Raw genomic sequence first — 19,842 nt, forward strand, 5'->3', positions numbered from 1 at the left:
GGATGGCATGACCGGGGTGTCTGGGGCGCCGCGAAGGATCGGGGCGCCGGAGGCGAAGAACCGGGGTGTGCTGCTCGACGCCGCCGAGAAGTTGCTGCTCGAGGAGGGCTACGCCGCGGTCACGTCGCGCCGGGTCGCCGAGAAAGCGGGTCTCAAACCCCAGCTCGTCCACTACTACTTCCGCACCATGGAAGATCTCTTGATGGCGGTGTTCCGCCGCATGGCCGAAGCCGGGCTGAGCGTGCTTTCGATGGCGTTGTCGTCGCCGCAGCCGCTGTGGGCGTTGTGGAGGTTCAGCACGCAGCCCGAGGCCACGAGGCTGACGATGGAGTTCATGGGCCTCGCGAATCACCGCAAGGCGCTGCGGGCCGAAATCGTCTACTACGCCGAACGTTTCCGGGCCGAGCAGAATGCGGCGATCGCGGCTGCGCTCGAACGATACGGCGTTGCGTCCGACGAGGTGCCGCCCGTGGTGTGGACGGTGTTCGCTACGAGCGTGTCCCAGGGCCTGGTGATGGAGCGGGCGCTTGGCATGACCACCGGCCACGCCGAGACGTTCACGTATTGCGAGCAATGGATTCGCCGACTTGAAGGTGATCCGATTCCCGTCGAGCAAACTTCGTGAATCAGCGCCTACCAGTTGCGAATTGAGCAGAGGGCGCCCTTTGGCCCCTGGTCGGTGGACACGACGACGCCGTCCACTGCCATCACGCAATGGACGTTGGGGGTTTTGGCCCCCTGCCCGCTGGTCGCGGTGACCATCGCCCACTCGTCGGGGTTGGCCAGCGCGACGTCGAGGGTCCACTGACTGTCCGGACCGACACTTGCCTCCGCCTTGGGGCTGAACACGTACGGATTGTGGCTGTAGTCGGCCCAGTTCGGCGGATCGACGTCGCGGTAGTAGATCTGCACGGACGTCGGCTGCTCGGCGAAGATCGTGTACTTGACGCTGTGCAGTGCGGGAGGCGGCGGCAGGGGAGGCCCCTGTGCGGCAGCCGTCGCACCCGGAATCGCGATGCCGGCGACCGCCAAGGTGGTCACCGACGCAAGCCGGAGCAGCGCTGCGCGACGAGTGTGGTGCCGAACCTGCGAAAACATCATTTGCGAATTTTAGAACGATGTTTCCTGACTCGGAGCCGATTGGCCGTCCGCATCACACCGACAGGATCGTTGCCGATGCCGTTCCTGGTGCACCGTACACCTGCGCCAGGCCGACTTTCGGCTCGCCCGGCACCTGACGCTCGCCCGCCTCGCCTCGCAGTTGGCGTACCAGCTCGTGCACCTGGCGCAGCCCCGACGCGCCGATCGGCTCGCCGTTGGCGATCAGTCCGCCGTCGGTGTTGATCGGAATGCTGCCGTGGATCTCGGTGGCACCGTCGGCCAGCAGCTTCTCCTGCTCACCGTCGGCGCACAGCCCGGTTTCGGCCATGTGGATCACCTCGGCGCCGGCATCGGTGTCCTGCAGCTGCGCGACGTCCACATCATCGGGACCGATTCCGGCGATCTCGTAGGCGGCCTTGGCCGCGTACACAGTCGGCGAGGCGTCCTCGTCGAGCGGCGCGGAGGTCGCATGCACCTCATACGCGCCAAAGGTGCGGGTACGAATCTCGCTGGCGCGCACGAACACCGGCTTGTCGGTGAACTTGTGCGCGAGGTCGCCGCGGCACATGATGACCGCGGCTGCGCCCTCATCGGGCGCGCAGAACATGTACTGCGTGAGCGGGTAGTTCAACACGGTGCTGTTGAGGATCTCCTCGACCGAGATCTCCTTGCGGCGGAACGCATTCGGGTTGAGCGCACCGTTGCGGAAGTTCTTGTTGGCCACCTTCGCGAGCGTCTCCTGCGAGATGCCGTGCTTGTGGATGTAGTGATTGGCCTTCATGCCGAAGAACTTGGTGGTGACGAACTGCCCGTTTTGCGCGTACCACTGTGGCAGCGCGAGCTTGGCCGGGTCGTCGGTGAAGGCGCCGCGCGGGTGCTTGTCCAGGCCCACCGCGACACCGATGTCGTACTTGCCCAGCCGGATGGTGTCGGCGGTCTGCTGGATGGCGCTTGCCGAGGTGGCACAGGCATTGAACACGTTGGTGAAGGTGATTCCCGTCAGCCCGACGAGCCGGGTGACGGAGTCGGGATTGGACACCTCGTAGCTGCCGCCGAACCCGAACTGGATGTCCTTCCATTCGACGCCGGCGTCGGCCAGCGCCAGCCGGATGGCCTCGGCCCCCATCTGCACCGCGGGCTTGTCGAAGCGGCCGAACGGGTGCAGGCCCACACCGATGATGGCAACGTCGTTCGTCATGGCATGAGCTCCTTACACCGGCTGGAACGCGAAGGTGACCACCTCGTTGCCGTCGGCATCGGTGGTGAACGGAATCATGGTCAGCTCAACCTCCTGGCCGAACTGCAGTTTGGCGGGATCGTTCTCCGTGAGCCGGCCCTCCACCCGGATCACGTCTCCGAGTTGCACCAGCCCGACGCCGAACGGGACGAAGTCCTTGCCGGTCGGACCCGCGTACGGCGCGCCGGGCGGGAAGCCCTGGGTCGTCCAGGCCACGATGGTGCCGCGGCGGGGCAGCAGAACTTCGGACATCTCCGCCCCGCTGCACTTGGGGCAGTGGTCCTGCACGGGGAACACCGTGGCGCCGCAGGTGCCGCAGGTGCTGCCGATCAGCTGCGGATTCTCATCCGGCCAGGTGGAAATCTCTGGTGCGAGCGCTTTCTGGGTGGACACGGGTTGACCATAATCGGAAATGGCGTTCTCGTCTAGAGAGAACAGCCTGGCGTCAGCGCTCCCGCTCACCCACGATGACCCGCGCGATATCGGCCTCGATGGCCGCCACCCGGTCGAGGTCCAGACCCCACGGCTGATCGACGCCGACACGTCGATCGAGATCCCACAGCACACACTGCTCGCCCGGCTGCGCGACCACCGACCACGCGACCACCGTCCTGCGCAGCTGCTCGTCCATCGAATCCGTGACCACGCCCGCGGGTGCGCCGCCCTCGGGGTGGTGGTGGAGGAAGCGGCCGTATGCCTTTTCGCAGAACGCGGCGTAGCGCGCGGTGCACAGGATCAGTCCGTGCCATGCCTCGTCCACGGCGTGCGACGGCATGCCGATCAACTGGTTGTCGCGCAGCGCAGCCCCACAACACCTCAGCCACTGCCGCAGACCGGTGTCGATCAGTTCGCGAGGTTCCCACGGACACGTCTTGAACACGGCCGCCGGAAGCTCGAGTTCCGACACCGCGTCCAGTACCCGGTCGATCGGGTCACCGCGCCAGCGTCGCACGTCATCACATTAGGCGCGATAACCGATCACGAGGCGATGATGCGGCCCACGGCCTCGGCCTAGGACCGGTTTCATAGTTGACTGGAGTGGCCAATGGTTTAGCCTGCCGGTGTGGACGCCGATAAAGCGCAGATCTCGGAGGTTTTGATCCGGTACGCCACCGGAATCGACTTCAAGGACTGGGCGCTCCTGCGCACCTGCTGGACCGACGACGTCGACTGTGATTACGGCGAGGTAGGACGGTATTCGGGCATCGACGCCATCTCCGGGTTGATGGAACAGCTTCACGCGTCGATGGGGCCCACCTATCACCGGCTGTCCAACTTCACGATCACCGTCGACGGCGATCGCGCAACGGCCAAGTCCTACGTCTACGCCCATCTGCAGGCGGTGCGCGACGATCCGGCCAGTTGGGTTGAGGCCCTTGGCCATTACGACGACGAACTCGTCCGCACATCCGACGGATGGCGCATCGGCAAGCGCACCACCCATATCGCGCGGGTGCAGTCCGGGGTCACGCCGGCGCCGCAGCGATGACGGAGGACCTCGCACCCGACCGCCTCGCGAGGACGCTGCCGGGCGCGATCCGCCAGATCGGATACATCGTCGACGACATCGACGCCGCGCTCGCTGCGTGGGTGGACTTGGGCGTCGGTCCGTGGTTCGTCATGCGCGGCATTCCGATCCGTGCGACCTACCGCGGGCAGCGTTGTGCGACCACGATCTCGATGGCGCTGGCCAATAGCGGAGAGATGCAGCTCGAGCTGATCCAGCAGGAGGACGACACTCCGAGCATCTACACCGAGTTTCTTCAGGATCACGGTCCCGGGTGCCACCAATTGGCTTACTGGACCGAGGATTTCGAGGCCACCATGGCATCGGTGCGGGATGCCGGCTGGCCGATCGTGTGGCTCGGTGACGAGGACGTCGGAACTCGGTTCGCCTACGTCGAGCCGCCTAACAGCCCGGCTCGGGTCATCGAGATCATGGAAAACAACGAAATCACCGCGGGCATGGGCAAATTCGTCCGCGATGCCGCTGCCGACTGGGATGGCAGCGATCCCATTCGCGTCCTTGGCGGCTGAGCGGCCTACTTGCCGCGTTTCATCACCTTGTCGGCGGCGGCCCAGTGTTCGTCGGATACCCACAGGCGGGCAAACGCCGCGACGGCCTCGGTGGTCGTCGCACCCTTCATGACCCGCTTGATCTCGCCTGCAGGGCGGCTGGCCAAAGCGCGGGCGAGGTCGCGCCAGCCGTCGTCGAAGGACGCGCGCGGTAGGACCCGTTGCACCAGGCCGATGCGTTCGGCCTCCGCGGCGTCGATGATCGTGCCCGTGCCTGCGAGCAGCAGGGCCTTGCTGTAGCCGACCAGGGCAACCAACCTTTCGGCTCCGCCCCACGCCGGCATTATCTCCAGCGCCACCTGGTTGAAGCCGATCTTGATGTCGTCGGCGGCCACCCGGACGTCGGCCGACACCGCGAACTCCGCGCCGCCGCCCAGCGCGTGCCCATTGAGCGCGGCGATCGTCGGCCCGGGAAAGCCTGCAATCCGATCGCAGATGGTCCGCATCCGGAACGCCATCCCCGACGCCTCGAGTTCGGTGCGCAGTGCGCTGAGTTCCTTGAGATCGCCACCCGACACGAAGGCGCGGTCGCCGGCCCCCGTGATGACGAGCGCGCGCGCACCATCGGCGCCGTCGAGCGCCTTCTCCAGCTGGTCCATGGCCTCCAGGGAGATGGCGTTACGCGCATGCGGTCGATCGACGGTGATGACCGCCAGTCCGTCGTTCACCTCCAGATCAACCATCACTCGTTCTCCGTCTCCGGTATTGGCATTCTCCCTAGCGGAGAATAGCATCGGGCGCGACGCGGAGGTGTAGCCAAGTTCATGCGAAACATCCCTGATGAGCTGACCAAAAGGTATCTGGCGGAAGGGTGGTGGACAGAGGAGACGCTCGGCGATCTGGTGGCCGACGGGCTGGCAGCAAATCCGACGACGGGCTTCTACGTGCACTCCGCGGTGCGGCCCTACTCCGGCACCTTCGGTGACGTCGAAATCGAGGCACGAAGGCTGGCGGCGGGGCTGTGCTCGCGCGGCGTCGGCGCGGGTGACGTCGTCGCCATCCAACTGCCCAACTGGATGGAGGCCGCCGCGGCGTTCTGGGCCTCCACATTCCTGGGCGCGGTCGTCGTACCGATCGTGCACTTCTATGGCCGCAAGGAACTCGCCCACATCATGGCGACGGCCCGACCCAAGGTCTTCATCACCACCGCGGAGTTCGGCCGGATGACATTCCAGGCCGACCTGTGTGCCGACGTGCCGATCGTCGCCCTGGTCGGCGAGACCTATGACGACCTCCTCGCCGAAGAGCCGATGGCCGGAACCGTCGCCGCCGACCCTGCGAGCCCCGCGCTCATCGCCTTCACCTCGGGCACCACGAGCAATCCCAAAGGAGTCATCCACAGCCATCAGACGCTGGCCTTCGAGACGCGGCAGCTGCTCGAGAACTATCCGCCGGACCGGGGCAGGCAGTTGACCGCCACTCCGGTGGGACATTTCATCGGAATGCTCGGCGCCTTCCTCATCCCGGTGCTCGAAGGCGCACCCATCGATCTGTGCGACGTGTGGGACCCGGGCCGGGTCCTTCAGCTGATCGAACGCGACGGATTGTCCATCGGCGGCGGCCCGCCGTACTTCGTGACCAGCGTGCTGGACCACCCGGACTGCACGCCGGAACACATCCGACACTTCACCACCGTGGGACTGGGCGGCTCGACCGTGCCGGCCGCGGTGACCCGTCGGCTGGCCGATCTCGGAATGTTCGTGTTCCGCTCCTACGGCAGCACCGAGCATCCGTCGATCACCGGATCGCGTCGCACCGCACCTGAGGACAAGCGGTTGTTCACCGACGGCGACGTCCGGCCCGGGGTCGAGATCCGGCTGGGGCCCGACGGCGAGATCTTCAGCCGTGGACCCGATCTGTGCCTCGGGTACACCGACGACGCGCTGACCGAGCAGGCGTTCGACGACGACGGTTGGTACCGCACGGGTGACGTTGGGGTGTTGGACGACGACGGCTATCTCACCATCACCGACCGCAAGGCCGACGTGATCATCCGCGGCGGCGAGAACATCAGCGCCCTCGAGGTCGAGGAGGTGCTGCTCGGGATGCCCGCCGTCGTGGAAGCCGTGGTGGTCGCGGTACCCGACAACCGCTTGGGTGAGCGTGCGGCAGCGGTGCTGCGGCTGCGCGACGGCAGCCAGATGCCGACACTGGACGAGGTGCGTGACCACTTCAAGGCCTCAGGTGTCGCGGTCCAGAAGTGGCCGGAAGAGCTGCATCGGGTCGAGGACTTTCCGCGCACCGCGAGCGGCAAGGTGCAGAAGTTTCGGGTCCGCCAAAACCTGCGGGGATGAATGGCTGGCCAGAGTGTGAGAACGTCATTACCACTCCGGCCCAAAACCTTGTTACGGTGGCATCAGGAGAATAGGATTCTCGTAAGAGGATAAGGAGTCTTTCATGGGTCAGCTTTCGCACCGGGTCGACATTCCGTTTCCGCTGTTCGACGCCGACAACCACCTGTATGAGCCGCCAGAGGCGATGACGAAGTACCTGCCCAAGGAGTACAAGGACGTCGTCCAGTACGTCGAGGTCAACGGGCGCACCAAGATCGCGCTGAAGGGCCAGATCAGCAACTACATTCCGAATCCCACCTTCTCGGTGGTCGCCAAGCCTGGCGCCTGGGAGGAGTACTTCAAGTTCGGCAACCCGGAGGGCAAGAGCAAGCGCGAGCTGTTCGGTGAGCCGATGCGCGCCATTCCGGCCTTCTTCGAGCCCGAGCCGCGCATCGAGAAGATGAACGAGCTGGGTATCGACCGCTCGCTGATGTTCCCGACGCTCGCCAGCCTGATCGAGGAGCGGCTGTCCGACGACCCGGTCGCCATCCACGTGCTCATCCACTCGCTGAACCAGTGGCTGGACGAGGTTTGGGGCTTCAACTACCAGAACCGCATCTTCACCACCCCCGTGATCACGCTGCCCATCGTCGAGAAGGCCATCGAGGAACTGGAGTGGGCGGTCAAGCGTGGTGCGCGCGCCATCCTCATCCGGCCGGCTCCGGTGCCCGGGTTCCGCGGACCACGGTCGTTCGCGCTGCCCGAGTTCGACCCCTTCTGGGAGCGCGTCGTGCACCACGACGTGTTCGTCGGCATGCACTCCTCCGACAGTGGTTACTCGCGCTACACCTCCGAGTGGGACGGCCAGGCGCAGGAGATGCTGCCGTTCCAGACCAATGCCATGTCGATCCTCAACGAGTGGCGCCCGATCCAGGATGCGGTGGCATCGTGGGTGATTCACGGTGCGCTGTTCCGGCACCCGAAGCTGAAGGTCGGCATCGTCGAGGCCGGGTCGAAGTGGATGTTCCCGCTGCTGGACTCGATGGCCGAGGTCTACAAGAAGGCGCCCGAGGCCTTCCTGGGCAACCCGATCGAGGAGATCAAGAACCGCATCTATGTCAGCCCGTTCTACGAGGAGGGCATCGACGACCTGATCAACCTGATCGGTGTGGACCAGGTGCTGTACGGCTCCGATTGGCCGCACCCTGAGGGGCTGGCCGAGCCGACGCACTACGTGACCGCGCTCGAGCACCTCTCGATGGAGGACCAGGCGAAGATCATGGGCGGCAACCTCGGTCGCCTCGTCACCGTGTGACAGGTAGCCAATCTTGGGAGACCATCCCCGAGATGGTCTTGAGCGCGGCGGACCGCTTCGGCGATGCGGAAGCGGTCGTCGACGGTCCGCTGCGCCTCACCTTCGCCGAGGTTGTCGATCGGATTCGCTGTGCGGCAGGCGCTTTCGCCCAATTCGGTATCGCCAAGGGCGATCGGGTAGCCGTCTGGGCGCCGAATTCCGCGGAATGGATCATCGCTGCCTTCGGCATCATGACGGCCGGTGCGGTGCTGGTTCCGGTGAACACGCGGTTCAAGGCGGACGAAGCCGGCGACATCATCGTCCGCAGCGGAGCCAAGGCCGTGATGATCCAAAAGGGTTTCCTGGATCAGGACTATGTCGCGCCTGAAGGCGTACCTGTGATCGATCTGAAGTCCGACTTCCTGTCCGGCGGTTCGCCGTTCGAGGCCGGCGGTCTGCGGGGCACGGACATCTCCGACATCATCTTCACCTCGGGCACAACGGGTCGGCCCAAGGGCGCCAAGATGAATCACCTCCAGACGCTGCGCGCCTACGAGGAATGGGCCACCCTCGCGGATCTCCGTGAGGGTGACCGCTATCTGATGATCAACCCGTACTTCCACACGTTCGGGTTGAAGGCGGGCCTGGTCGCGTCGTTCCTGCGTGGTGCCACGATGGTGCCGCTGGCGGTGTTCGACGTCGATCGAGTGGTGGAACTCGTTGAGGCCGAACGCATCACGATGTTGCCCGGGCCGCCGACGCTGTATCACTCGCTGTTGACGATCAGCGACAAATCCAAGCTGGCCTCCCTGCGCGCCGCGGTGACCGGTGCGGCGGACATCCCCGTCGAACTGATCCGGCGAATTCGTCACGACCTTCCGTTCCAGTCGCTGATGACGGGCTACGGTCTCACCGAGGCGGGCAACGTCACGCTGTCTCGGCCCGGTGACTCAGCCGAGGACGTCGCATGCACGGCGGGCCTGCCGTGCGAAGGCGTCGAGGTCCGCATCGCAGATGACGGCGAGGTGTTGGTGCGCGGCTACAACGTCATGCAGGGATACCTCGACGACCCCGTCGCGACCGCCGAGTCCATCGATCCGGACGGCTGGCTGCACACCGGCGATCTGGGCACGCTCGACGACGCGGGACGACTGCGGATCGTCGGGCGCAAGAAGGACATGTTCATCGTCGGCGGCTTCAACGCCTACCCCGCCGAGATCGAAGGCTTCCTCCTGGAGCATCCGGCTGTCGCGCAGGCCGCGGTCATCGGGGTGCCCGACGAGCGGATGGGGCAGGTGGGCAAAGCGTTCATCGTGACGAAGGAGGATGGGCCGGCGATCAGCGCGGCCGACCTCATCGAGTGGAGCCGAGGGCGAATGGCGGGATTCAAGGCGCCGCGGTATGTAGAGTTCCTCGACAAGCTGCCGTTGAACGCCACCGGCAAGGTGATGAAGGACGACTTGCTCAAACGACAGGGCTGAGCGTGCTCACAGCGCGTAAATAGCATTTCCGCAGGAAGGGCGGCTTGATCCGGGCCTGCGGCGGGAGGGTATCGTCGCGGCGATACGCAAAAATGGAAAATGGCATTCTCATGAGTAGTGGGCATAACGGACAAGGAGGTCGCCGTGCCGTCATTCAGGCGCCGCGCGTCAGCGACCGACACTGATCACGTCGAAGAACCGGCCGGCACGCTGGACGGCGCCGTGGACGAACGCGTCGCCGATGACGAAGTCGACGCGCTGACGTTGGCTGAGCAGGCCGAGGCCGAGGCGGCCGAGGCCGAAGCGCTCGCCGCCGCAGCGCGCGCGAGGGCGCGGGCGATCCGGCTACGTCGGGAAGCGGAGGAGGCCAAGAAGGCCAAGGAGGAGGCCGAGGCGGAGGCTGACTCGAAGGCCGAGGCCGACACCGTCGTCGCAGACCCGGACGATGCGACCGAAGCCGGCACCGATACGACTGAAGTCGAAGACAAGAAAAAGGACGACGTCGAAGAGAACGACGTCGAAGAGACAGAGGAAGACACGGAAGTCGCCGCGCCGAAGCGACGTCGGTGGAGTCTCGTCGTCAAGATCGTGGCGATGACGCTGGCGATTCTCGGCACCGTCGCACTCCTGGCCGCCAGCGGATACATGATCGTCCAGCACCGCAAAGAAACCGACCAGCAGAGGCTCAACGCGGAGTACCTCGCCGCGGGCCGGCAAAGTGTTGTGACGCTGATGTCGCTGGACTTCAACAAGGCCCAGGAAGACGTGGATCGCATCATCGCGAACTCCACCGGACAGTTCAAAACCGACTTCGAGAATCAGGCCGAGGATTTCGTCAAGGTCGCCCAGGAGTCGAAGGTCGTCACCGACGTCACCGTCACGGCGGCGGCCGTCGAGTCGATGACCCCGGACTCCGCCGTCGTGCTGGTGGCCGCAACCTCGCGCGTCACCAATGCCGCAGGCGCCAAACAGGAACCGCGCGCCTGGCGGCTGTCGGTCAACCTCGAGCGGGTCGACGACGGCCAGGTGAAGATGTCGAAAGTTGAGTTCGTACCGTGAGCACCGACGAGAAGACGGCGAAGACAGCCGCGCCGGAAGACGAGTCCACGCTCGACGACAGCAGCGAAGCCGTCGAGATCACTGAGTCCGGCGAAATCACCGAGGACTCAAAGGCGGACGACTCCGAGAAGACCGACAAGAAGGACAAGCCCGCCAGCCGCAAGATCGGAGACCGGCGCCTGCTCCGCGCGGCGCGTCGCAACCTCGGCGTCATCATCGTGGCGGCGGCACTCGTCATCTCGGCGGGACTCGCGACGGGTCTGTACTTCTTGCAGTACAAGCCCGACCAGGAGACCAATGCCGCTGCGGGCAACGTCGCACTGGAGGCAGCGAAGAACGGGACCGTCGCGCTGCTGTCGTACTCGCCGGACACGCTCGACCAGGACTTCGCCAACGCCAAGTCGAAACTGACCGGTGACTTCCTTTCGTATTACACGCAATTCACCGAGCAGATCGTCACCCCGGCGGCCAAGGAGAAGCAGGTCAAGACCGTCGCCGTCGTCGTCCGGGCGGGAGTGATCGAGATACACCAGGACTCCGCAGTGGTGCTGGTGTTCATCAACCAGACGACCACCAGCAAGGAGAACCCGGATGGGGCGTTCGCCGCGAGCAGCGTCAAGGTCGGCTTGAAGAAGGTCGACGGCCGCTGGCTGATCTCCGCCTTCGACCCCGTATAGCGACGCGCGGATCAGTGAACCTCTCCGGCGTTGTGCCGCTGCCGATTTCGGCCGCGGACAGCGGGGCGGCGTTCGTACCGCTACATACTGAACCGCCGTTGGTCCGTGTCGTTGCAGCGCTGCTCGCAGCAATCAACGAACCGGAGCGCATCGTCGTTGGCGCCGCTGAGTCGCTCGTCGGCGATGTACGTGACATCCTCGCCTCCGACGGTCTGGCGGCGGTGAGTGTCTTCCCGGTTGGCGGTGCGCCGACTCGAGCGGACTGCCTACGCGCGGGTGTGGAATACCTTCGGCAGGCAGCGTTTTCGACGAGTCACGTTCTCGTCCACGATGTCTCGCATCCCCTCGCTTCCGTCGAACTCGTTACACGCGTCGCCGCAACCATGCGAGAGGGCGGCACGGTGGTGATGCCGATGCTCGCGGTCACGGACAGCGTCAAGGCCGTCGATGAACTCGGGGCGGTTACCGCCACCGTTGATCGATCGCCGTTGCGCGCTGTGCAGTTCCCGCGCGGTTACAGCCTCGACGCGTTGAGCGAGATGCTCGCGCAGCAGTCTTCGGCCGATTTCGACGAGGTCGCGGCCGCCATCGGTGTCGTCGGAACCACCACCGTCGTCGACGGCGACCGCGACGCATTTCGCGCCGAACTGCCCCGCGACGCCGAGTTCGTCGAGGCGATCATCGCGAGCAGGGCGCCTGACCCTCACGGCGCATGAGAAGCCGCTCCGCGACAGCGACGTCGGCAGCGTAGGTCACCTTCAGGTTGCGCAGTTCGCCACGGAATGTGCGCACCTTTACGTCGGTGAAGGCCTCGACACATGACGACGTGTCGGTGCCCTCGAACCCCTCGCGTGCCGCCGCCCGATACGCCTCCAGCAGCGCCGCGGCGCGAAACGCCTGCGGGGTTTGGACACGGACCAGAGCGCCGGGTTCGGTCACCGGTTGGAGATCATCTTCGGCGCGGGTACGGAGTACATCGTCGAGGGAAATTGCCGGGATCGCACCGCCGGCGTCGCGGGCGAGGCTCAGCGCGGTGACGAACATGTCCGCCCCGGCGACCGGCCGTGCAGCATCGTGAATGGCGACGACATCGACGGCCCCGGCTTCGATGTCGGCGGCCAGATACTGCAACACGTTGAATTCCGACCCGTGCCTACTGTCCCCGCCCTCGACGAACTCCACTGTTGCCGAGGGCAATTCCCGCCGTAGCGTGTCCTGCGCCAACTCACGTTCGCCGCGCCTGTACACCAACACGATGCGGGCGATCTCGGGAACTCGAGTCAGCGTGTCGATCGACCAGGTCACCATCGAGCGACCGCCGATCGGAAGATAGGCCTTGTTGCCGTCGGCGCCGACCCGAGTGCCCAGACCGGCGGCAAGCACAACAGCCACAGCGTTGGACTCGTGCGGCGCGCTCATCGCTAATATCTTGTCACTGGGCGTTGTCACTGGGGCGCGGTGCGTCCGGTCAATTCGCCAGGTCGAAGGCGCTGCGCACCTTGGTCGGCGTGATCCGCACGACGAGTTCGCCGGGCACTCCGTTCCTGCGGCCGTATTCCTGGGCCCGGTCCGCGCCCATGTACCGGCCGCCGGCGCGCGTGGCGATGTCGAGCAACTCCTGCGGATCTTCGCTGATCGAAGCGACGCCCTGGATCTGGACGAACGAGTAGGGCGGATGTGGATCGTCGACGCACAGCACGACACGTGGATCCCGGACGAGCGCCCTGCCTTTGGCGGTGTCCTTACCCGTGTTGAACGCCAGCTGGCCGTTGTCCACGACGAACCACACGGGAGCCACCAAGGGACGGCCGTCGGACGCCAGATAGCCCAGCATTCCGGTGCGGGTCCCTTCGGACAAAAAGGCGATGACATCGTCTGAAAGTTCGGTCACGGCTCCAACGTAGGACGCCGTCGACCGTCAGTCATCTGCGTGACGCTCGTAGTCCCATCTCTCGAGCCTCCTCTGCAGGCTGTACAGGCCTATCGCGGTCAATGGCGCACATATCGAGAGGCCGACCACCATCAGCGTGTGCATGGTGCGCCGATGCGAAGCGGTCCATGTCCTCGATCGTGGCCCGCGGCCGGCGTGAACACCTGCGTAGTGCCCTACCCCAGTCGGGTAGTGCGGTGAAATGTAGCGATGAGTGACGCGCACGAGCCACCCATCACCATCCGGCACCCGGTTCGCCGGATGACGGGCCGTGACCCCGACGAAGTGCATCGGGTCGCCACGCCGCTGGAGCTGCTGTTCGACCTGACGTTCGTCGTCGCGTTCGGCATCGCCGCCAACGAGTTCGCCCACCAACTGGCCGATAACCACGTCGGCGCCGGTCTGCTCGCCTTCACACTAGCGGCGTTCTCGGTGTGCTGGGCCTGGATCAACTTCAGCTGGTTCGCGTCGGCGTACGACACCGACGACTGGGTCTATCGACTGATGACGATGCTGCAGATGGTCGGCGTCATCATCATGGCGTTGGGCTTCCCACCGATGTTCGCCTCGGTCGAACACGGCGGTCACGTAGACAGCCGGGTGATGGTGGCCGGATACGTCATCATGCGAATCGCGTTGGTGGGGCAGTGGTTACGGGCGGCCGCACAAGACCCCGTGCGCCGTTCGGCCTGTTTGACCTATGCGCTCTGGATCACCGTCGCACAGGTGGGCTGGATCGCAGGGGCCATGGTGCACAAGTCGATTCCGGTGACGTTTGCCATGGTCGCCGTACTGATCGGAATCGAGACACTTGGGCCGATCATCGCCGAGTACCGCGCGGGCGGCACTCCCTGGCACGCACACCATATCGCCGAAAGGTATGGCTTACTGGCGATCATCGCGCTCGGCGAAGGGGTGGTCGGCACCGTGGCATCCCTGTCGGCCGTCGTGGGCGAACAGGGCTGGTCGTTCGACTGCGCGTTCGTGGTGGTGGCCGGGATCGGGCTGACGTTCGGCATGTGGTGGTCATATTTTGTGGTGCCGCAGGCGGAATTGCTGCGTGCTCACCGCGAGCGGTCGTTCTGGTTCGGCTATCTGCCGATCGTGATGTACGGCGCGATCGTCGCGACCGGCGCCGGCCTGCACGTCGCCGGCACGTACATCGAGCATCACTCCAAGCTGAGTTCCGTACAGACCGTGCTGGCCGTCGCGCTCCCGGTCGGGTTGTACATCGTTTCGATCTACGCGCTGTACTTCGTGATCGTGCGAAAGGTCGCACTGTTCCACGTCGTGCTTCTCGTCCTCAGCGCGGTGGTGCTGGCCGTCGCCGTCTGGTTGGCCGGCGCGGGCTTCTCGATGGCCAACTGTCTACTCGTCGTGACCCTCGCGCCCTTGGTGACCGTCGTGGGCTATGAGGTGGCCGGCCATCGGCACGCAGCCCCGGACATCCTCGACGCGCTGGCGGGCCGTCGCTAGCGCGTTTGCGCCGGGCTCGGGTCGAAGCTCTCGATCAGCATCCTTTCGTTCTCTGCCTTCATCACCGCGCGCGCCTTGCGGCGAGTGATGAGGATGCCGACCACGGCCAGCGTCCACACGGCGTACTGAACCGTCCACGCCACCCGGAACGATTCGAACGAGATTCCGCCCACCGCGTCGAGGATGATGCCCATGAACTGCATGACCAGCAGGGAGGCGATGAAGCCGCCCATGTTGACCATGCCCGAGGCGGTGCCCAGCGTCGCGCGTGGGTTGAACGTGCGCGCGAAGTCGAAACCGACCATCGAGCCAGGACCGCCAACCGAGATCACGACGATGAGCACGACCAGCAGCCACAGCGGCGCGGGTCCGGGGAGCGCCAGGACCACGGACCAGATGATGGCGTTGCTGGCGATTATGCACAGCACCAACCGCGACCTGCGGTGCGGAACGCGTCCAGTGAAGATGCCGATCATGATTCCCGCGGTGATGGCGGCGACGACCGAGAGCGTCAGCAGAGTTCCCGCAACGGTCGCCGAAAGACCCTGGGCCACCGTCAGATACGGAACACCCCACATCAGTGCGAACACCGTCACCGAGAACTGGGTGCCCATGTGGGTGAAGAACCCGAGCCGGGTCCCTGGCCGCAACCAGACGGTCTTCACGCTGGTCAGAACCTCACGCACCGACGTGCTCTCATGCTCGACGATGCGGCCCTCCGGAGTGTCGCGGACCAGAAGCAGCGTGAGGACCATGGACAGCAGTCCCACTGCGGCCACCGACACGTACGCGGTCGTCCAGCCCGCCCCGGCGAGCAGGGCGAAGAACGGGATGGCCGACAACACCTGGCCGAGTTGGCCGCAGATGCCGGTGAGCTGCGTGACCAGCGGCACCTGTCGAGGTTTGAACCAGTGCGGCACCAGGCGCAGGACGGAGATGAAGGTGAACGCGTCGCCAAGGCCGACCACGGCCCGTGCGCCGATGGCCGTCGGCAGGGATTCGGTGAACGCCAGCACGAGCTGACCCGAGGCCATCAACGTGGCACCTGCCACGATCAGTGCTTTGGAGCCGAACCGATCGAGCAGTAGGCCTGCCGGGACTTGAGCGCCGGCGTACACGATGACCTGCAGTACGACGAACGCCGACAACACGGTGGGGCCTGCGCTGAAGCGGGCGGCCGCGTCGAGACCGGAAACGCCCAGGGTGGTGCGGTCGAGGACCGCGACGATGTAGGCCAGGAGTCCGGTGGTCCACACGATCCACGGACGCACTACGAACCTCTGACTTTCCCGATTTGTCTCGATTTGTCACGATCTGGCTGATACCGCCAATTTTCATCGTCCCGCAATCGCGGTCTCGAATGCCAATCGTTTGATAGTGAGGTGGTTCGCCGTTGGCTACCGAGTTGGCTGTAACTTGACGAGACCGTCGGTATCGAAGTCACCACCGCGTCAAAATTTGCTGATCGCGATACGTGAAACGATTAGCTGGCGACATTTGGGCCCGATGGTGGGGTGTTCGCTCGGGTGGTGAACGTCACGCTAGAGTAGGGGCATGAGCCGTCGCGGTCATCAGCTCGTCCGCGCCCCGGTCCAGATCGGGGTGCGCTGCATTGGCTGAGTACCGGCTTGACGAACTCGCGAAAATCTCCGGAGTCAGTGCACGCAACATCCGTGCCTATCGAGAACGAGGGTTGCTGGATCCGCCGCGCCGGGTCGGTCGTGCGGCGCTTTACGACGACTACCACTTTTCACAGTTACGCACCATCACGCAGCTGCTGAACCGGGGCTTCAACTCGGCTCACATCGCCGAGTTTTTCGCCAGCATGCGCCAGGGTGCCGACCTCGCTGACATCCTTGGCATCCAGCGCGCCCTCCTGGGACCGCGCGCGGACGGATACCCCGAGGGCGTGTCGGACCAGGCGACTCCACAGGACGGCGGGCCTGCGTCGGTCGGGCAACACGTCATCGACATCGATCCGGCCGGCAGCGAGGCGCGCAAGCTGATCGAGTCCGGCCTTGCCGAGATGCGCAACGGCCGCGTTGTCTGTCTGGATCCGAGGATCGCCGAGATTCTGGGGCGCACCAAGGACCACCTGCTGTACGTTCGCGCCCTGCTGCAGATCTGCGACTCGACCCGTAACGCCATCGATGGTCTGGCCCTCGCGTTCCTCCAGGCACTGGAACAGTGTGTCGAGGCGAAGCTCGGTGATGAGCATGTGCTGCGGGGAAGCGAGATCGACGAACTCGAGCGAATCACCCAGGATTACCGCGATCTATGGGACCGGGTCGTGTCGGACCGGTTGAGCGAATCACTGCGGCGCCAGCAGTCGGCTGCGATATCGCGCTACACCACCGGGGTCCTGAGCGAAGCCGGGCGACAGTAAACCCGGCTAGAGTCTGGTGCTCGCGGGGTCACCGCCGAAGCGTTGAGCCAGCCACACCGGAATGATCGCGACGATGGTCAGCGCGGCGGCGACCACGTTGATCACGGGGGCCTGGTTGGGGCGGAACAGGTTTCCGAAAATCCATATGGGTAGCGTCTGCACCGTCGGTCCCGCGGTGAAGGTGGTGACGACGATCTCGTCGAAGGACAACGCGAAGGCCAACACCGCGCCCGCCACCAGCGAACCTCGTAGCATCGGGAACGTCACGTAGCGAAACGTCTGCCACGGCGACGCACCCAGGTCGGCCGATGCGTCTTCGAGATGGCCGCCCATCCGACGCAGTCGCGCCTGGCTGTTGTTGAAGACGATGACGATGCAGAACGTCGCGTGTCCGATGATGACAGTGGCCAGGCCAAGGCCCACGCCCAGCGCGGAGGTGAACGTCGCGTTCAAGGCGATGCCGGTGACGATCCCGGGCAGCGTAATCGGCAGTACCACAAGAAAACTCACCACATGCTTGCCGAAGAAGTCATAGCGCTGCACAGCGACGGCGGCCATGGTGCCCAGGACCAGCGCGATGGCCGTCGCGCCAAGGCCGACCACCGCTGAATTCCCCAGCGACTGCCACATGCCATCGCTGTTCCAGGCGTCCGACCACCAGTGCATGGTGAAACCGGTTGGGGGAAAGGCGAACGTGCGCGAACTGTTGAAGGCGTTGACCACGACGAGCAGCAGCGGCACGTAGAGGAACAGCAGTACCAGCAGTGTCCATCCCACGACCAGGCGGCGTGCAGTGGGCGACAGCATCAGACGTTCTCCAATGCGCCGGTGCGGCGCATCGCGAGCAAGTAGGCCACGATTGCCAGCAGTGGGATGATCGACAGCGCCGCGGCCAGCGGTTGGTTGTTGGCCGTGACCAGCTGGCCGTAGATGATGTTGCCGAGCAGTTGGGTCTTGCCGCCGACGATGGTCACCGCGATGTAGTCGCCGAATGACAGGGAAAAGGTGAAGATCGATCCGGCCGCGATACCTGGGAACACCAACGGCGCCACCACCATTCGGAGTGTGGCTGCGTCGGAGGCCCCGAGATCGGAGCTCGCGTCGATCAGCGAGTCCGGCACACGGGAGAACGCCGCGAACACCGGGATGACCATGTACGGCAGCCACAGATAGGTGAGGGTGATGATGGTGGCGACCAGTCCGTATCCGGGGGTGTAGTCCGTCGCCCACGACAGCGGCCCCTCCGGAGACAGCAGCATCCGCCACGCGTACGCCTTCACCAGATAACTGGCCCACAGCGGTGTCGTCACCGCCACCACGAGCGCCAATCGCACTCGCGGCGTGGCGATTTTGGCCATGTAGAACGCCAGCGGCACCGCAAGCACCGCGCACAGCACGGTGACCGTCAACGCCACCGACACGGTCCGCACCGTCGCCGTCCGGAAGACGTCATCGGTCAGCACCCGTGTGACGTTGTCCAGGGTGAACGAGTGCACCACCGCGCCGGTGAAGGAGTTGGTGCTCCAGAAGGCCGAAACCAAAAGCACTGCAAGGGAGCCGAGGTAGGCGACGACCAGCCAGGTCAACGGCGGTGCAAGCAGCAGCGCGAGGCTGATGCGCCGCCGTACCGTTACCGACTGGGCGACCCCGCGCGGCATCAGCCCTTGATTTGCTGCCACTTGTCGACCCACTCGTTGTAGGCCGTGCAGTTGTCACCGCTGCCATCGACACAGTTCTTCTGCGGTGTGGTCCAGTAGTGGATCTTGGACGCGAAGCTTTCGTCGGTGGCGTGGTAGATGTCGCAGAAGTCCGCCTGGGCCGTGTGCTCACAGGCCTCGGCGTTGGCGGGCGCCTCGCCGAAGAACTCGGCGACCTCCGCGTTGACCTCCGGCGAGGTGATCCAGTTCATCCATTTGTACATGCAGTTGGGATGCGCGGCCTTCGAGGAGATCATCCAGGTGTCCGACCACCCGGTCGAACCCTCTTTGGGCAGAACTGTGTTGACCTGCACCCGGTTTCCCGCGCCGATGGTGTTCGCGATGACCTGCCACGTCGTCCCGATGACCGAGGTGCCGGACTCGAACGCCTGCACTTCTTTGGTGTAGTCCGACCAGTACTCGCCGATGTTCTCGCGCTGCTTCATGAGCAGTTCGGTGGCGGCGTCGAGTTGTTCAGGCGTCAGCGAATACGGGTCCTTGATGTCGAGATCGGGCTTGGTCTTGGACAGGTACAAGGCCGCGTCGGCGATGTAGATGGGGGAGTCGTAGGCGGTGACCTTGCCCCGATACTTGCTCGCGTCGTCGAACACCGCCGACCACGAGTTGGGCGCATCGCGAACGACCTCGATGTTGTACATCAGCAGATTGGCGCCCCAACCGTGGGGGACCCCATACATCTGCCCGTCCACCGAATTCCACGGCTTGTCTTTGAGGAACGACGAAATCGAGGCGTAGTTCGGGATGAGATCGGTGTTGACCGGCGCCACGTCGCCGGCATAGATGAGTCGAAGCGTCGCGTCGCCGGACGCCGACACGCCGTCGTACTGACCGCTGCGCATCAGCGCGACCATCTCGTCGGAGGTGTTGCCGATCTTCACGTTGGTCTGGCATCCGGTCTGCTGCTCGAACGGCGTAATCCAGTCGGCCGTGCTGTCGTTCGAGCCATCCTCGGCGTAGCCCGCCCACGCGATGAGGTTCAGCTCGCCCTCACCGTCGCCGACGGCGGACAGTGGATCCATCTTCGGCGGTTTCTCGCCGGTGCTGGATTGCTCGGAACCGCAGGCGGTGGTGCCGGCCAGCACGAGTAAGGCGCATGCGGTGAGCACCAGGGCGGCTCGTGACTTCGACGGCATA

Annotated in this window: 22 protein-coding genes; 11 read left to right on the forward strand and 11 right to left on the reverse strand. The window is 65.0% G+C overall.

Annotated elements, in window-relative coordinates:
* Positions 1-7: 7 nt before the first annotated feature.
* On the forward strand, positions 8-625 hold the full coding sequence (locus H7J93_RS06825) for a TetR/AcrR family transcriptional regulator (RefSeq protein WP_267305530.1): 618 nt from the start codon (positions 8-10) through the stop codon (positions 623-625).
* Between the two features lie 8 nt (positions 626-633).
* Here the strand turns inward: H7J93_RS06825 and H7J93_RS06830 are convergent, their stop codons facing one another.
* Genes H7J93_RS06830 through H7J93_RS06845 form a run of 4 tightly spaced genes read right to left on the reverse strand, consistent with a single transcriptional unit; the run spans position 634 to position 3,290 of the window.
* Positions 634-1,101: an Rv2576c family protein gene (locus H7J93_RS06830; protein ID WP_267305531.1), complete on the reverse strand. Its 468-nt coding sequence runs from the start codon at positions 1,099-1,101 to the stop codon at positions 634-636.
* A 52-nt stretch (positions 1,102-1,153) separates the two neighbouring features.
* Entirely contained in the window at positions 1,154-2,299 is a 1,146-nt protein-coding gene (locus tag H7J93_RS06835) for a thiolase family protein (RefSeq protein WP_267305532.1), read from the reverse strand.
* Between the two features lie 12 nt (positions 2,300-2,311).
* Positions 2,312-2,731: a Zn-ribbon domain-containing OB-fold protein gene (locus tag H7J93_RS06840; protein ID WP_267305533.1), complete on the reverse strand. Its 420-nt coding sequence runs from the start codon at positions 2,729-2,731 to the stop codon at positions 2,312-2,314.
* A gap of 52 nt (positions 2,732-2,783) precedes the next feature.
* A complete protein-coding gene (locus tag H7J93_RS06845; protein WP_267305534.1) occupies positions 2,784-3,290 on the reverse strand; it encodes a UCP032817 domain-containing protein in 507 nt (168 codons plus the stop codon).
* A gap of 111 nt (positions 3,291-3,401) precedes the next feature.
* Between H7J93_RS06845 and H7J93_RS06850 the strand changes: the two genes are divergently transcribed.
* Positions 3,402-3,827 carry a nuclear transport factor 2 family protein gene (locus H7J93_RS06850; protein ID WP_267305535.1) on the forward strand — a complete coding sequence of 142 codons (426 nt, stop codon included), beginning with the start codon at positions 3,402-3,404 and terminating at the stop codon, positions 3,825-3,827.
* On the forward strand, positions 3,824-4,375 hold the full coding sequence (locus H7J93_RS06855) for a VOC family protein (RefSeq protein ID WP_267305536.1): 552 nt from the start codon (positions 3,824-3,826) through the stop codon (positions 4,373-4,375). The genes H7J93_RS06850 and H7J93_RS06855 overlap by 4 nt, the downstream gene beginning before the upstream one ends.
* Positions 4,376-4,380: 5 nt before the next feature.
* On the opposite strand, the gene H7J93_RS06860 is transcribed toward H7J93_RS06855, so the two are convergent.
* Positions 4,381-5,097: an enoyl-CoA hydratase/isomerase family protein gene (locus tag H7J93_RS06860; RefSeq protein ID WP_267305948.1), complete on the reverse strand. Its 717-nt coding sequence runs from the start codon at positions 5,095-5,097 to the stop codon at positions 4,381-4,383.
* A gap of 81 nt (positions 5,098-5,178) precedes the next feature.
* On the opposite strand from H7J93_RS06860, the gene H7J93_RS06865 reads away from it, so the two are divergent.
* The 6 genes from H7J93_RS06865 (at position 5,179) to H7J93_RS06890 (ending at position 11,914) form a co-directional block, all read left to right on the forward strand.
* Positions 5,179-6,708, forward strand: a complete 1,530-nt coding sequence (locus H7J93_RS06865) for an AMP-binding protein (RefSeq protein ID WP_267305537.1) — start codon at positions 5,179-5,181, stop codon at positions 6,706-6,708.
* Between the two features lie 103 nt (positions 6,709-6,811).
* Positions 6,812-8,002, forward strand: coding sequence for an amidohydrolase family protein (locus H7J93_RS06870; protein WP_267305538.1), 1,191 nt, complete (start codon positions 6,812-6,814; stop codon positions 8,000-8,002).
* A complete protein-coding gene (locus tag H7J93_RS06875; RefSeq protein ID WP_267305539.1) occupies positions 7,999-9,462 on the forward strand; it encodes a FadD3 family acyl-CoA ligase in 1,464 nt (487 codons plus the stop codon). The genes H7J93_RS06870 and H7J93_RS06875 overlap by 4 nt, the downstream gene beginning before the upstream one ends.
* Before the next feature lie 144 nt (positions 9,463-9,606).
* Positions 9,607-10,521, forward strand: a complete 915-nt coding sequence (locus H7J93_RS06880) for an Rv1363c family protein (RefSeq protein ID WP_267305540.1) — start codon at positions 9,607-9,609, stop codon at positions 10,519-10,521.
* On the forward strand, positions 10,518-11,198 hold the full coding sequence (locus H7J93_RS06885; protein ID WP_267305541.1) for a hypothetical protein: 681 nt from the start codon (positions 10,518-10,520) through the stop codon (positions 11,196-11,198). Before H7J93_RS06880 ends, H7J93_RS06885 begins: the two co-directional genes overlap by 4 nt.
* A gap of 14 nt (positions 11,199-11,212) precedes the next feature.
* Positions 11,213-11,914 carry an IspD/TarI family cytidylyltransferase gene (locus H7J93_RS06890; protein ID WP_267305542.1) on the forward strand — a complete coding sequence of 234 codons (702 nt, stop codon included), beginning with the start codon at positions 11,213-11,215 and terminating at the stop codon, positions 11,912-11,914.
* On the opposite strand, the gene H7J93_RS06895 is transcribed toward H7J93_RS06890, so the two are convergent.
* Together H7J93_RS06895 and H7J93_RS06900 are read right to left on the reverse strand one after the other, a co-directional pair.
* The gene (locus tag H7J93_RS06895; RefSeq protein ID WP_267305543.1) at positions 11,877-12,617 is read right to left on the reverse strand and encodes an IspD/TarI family cytidylyltransferase; all 741 of its coding nucleotides are present in this window, start codon (positions 12,615-12,617) and stop codon (positions 11,877-11,879) included. The genes H7J93_RS06890 and H7J93_RS06895 overlap by 38 nt on opposite strands.
* A gap of 49 nt (positions 12,618-12,666) precedes the next feature.
* Positions 12,667-13,089 carry a PPOX class F420-dependent oxidoreductase gene (locus tag H7J93_RS06900; RefSeq protein WP_267305544.1) on the reverse strand — a complete coding sequence of 141 codons (423 nt, stop codon included), beginning with the start codon at positions 13,087-13,089 and terminating at the stop codon, positions 12,667-12,669.
* Between the two features lie 249 nt (positions 13,090-13,338).
* On the opposite strand from H7J93_RS06900, the gene H7J93_RS06910 reads away from it, so the two are divergent.
* A complete protein-coding gene (locus H7J93_RS06910) occupies positions 13,339-14,604 on the forward strand; it encodes a low temperature requirement protein A (RefSeq protein ID WP_267305546.1) in 1,266 nt (421 codons plus the stop codon).
* Here the strand turns inward: H7J93_RS06910 and H7J93_RS06915 are convergent.
* A complete protein-coding gene (locus H7J93_RS06915) occupies positions 14,601-15,875 on the reverse strand; it encodes an MFS transporter (RefSeq protein ID WP_267305547.1) in 1,275 nt (424 codons plus the stop codon). The two genes, H7J93_RS06910 and H7J93_RS06915, sit on opposite strands and share 4 nt — an antisense overlap.
* A gap of 341 nt (positions 15,876-16,216) precedes the next feature.
* Between H7J93_RS06915 and H7J93_RS06920 the strand changes: the two genes are divergently transcribed.
* On the forward strand, positions 16,217-16,990 hold the full coding sequence (locus tag H7J93_RS06920; protein WP_267305548.1) for a MerR family transcriptional regulator: 774 nt from the start codon (positions 16,217-16,219) through the stop codon (positions 16,988-16,990).
* 6 nt (positions 16,991-16,996) lie between these two features.
* On the opposite strand, the gene H7J93_RS06925 is transcribed toward H7J93_RS06920, so the two are convergent.
* Genes H7J93_RS06925 through H7J93_RS06935 form a run of 3 tightly spaced genes read right to left on the reverse strand, consistent with a single transcriptional unit; the run spans position 16,997 to position 19,841 of the window.
* A complete protein-coding gene (locus tag H7J93_RS06925; protein WP_267305549.1) occupies positions 16,997-17,797 on the reverse strand; it encodes an ABC transporter permease in 801 nt (266 codons plus the stop codon).
* A complete protein-coding gene (locus tag H7J93_RS06930) occupies positions 17,797-18,648 on the reverse strand; it encodes an ABC transporter permease (RefSeq protein ID WP_276021551.1) in 852 nt (283 codons plus the stop codon). Before H7J93_RS06930 ends, H7J93_RS06925 begins: the two co-directional genes overlap by 1 nt.
* Positions 18,648-19,841, reverse strand: a complete 1,194-nt coding sequence (locus H7J93_RS06935) for an ABC transporter substrate-binding protein (RefSeq protein WP_267305551.1) — start codon at positions 19,839-19,841, stop codon at positions 18,648-18,650. The genes H7J93_RS06930 and H7J93_RS06935 overlap by 1 nt, the downstream gene beginning before the upstream one ends.
* Between the last annotated feature and the right edge of the window lies 1 nt (position 19,842).

It is taken from the genome of Mycobacterium barrassiae (assembly GCF_025822765.1).
GTDB classification, from domain to species: Bacteria; Actinomycetota; Actinomycetes; order Mycobacteriales; family Mycobacteriaceae; genus Mycobacterium; species Mycobacterium barrassiae.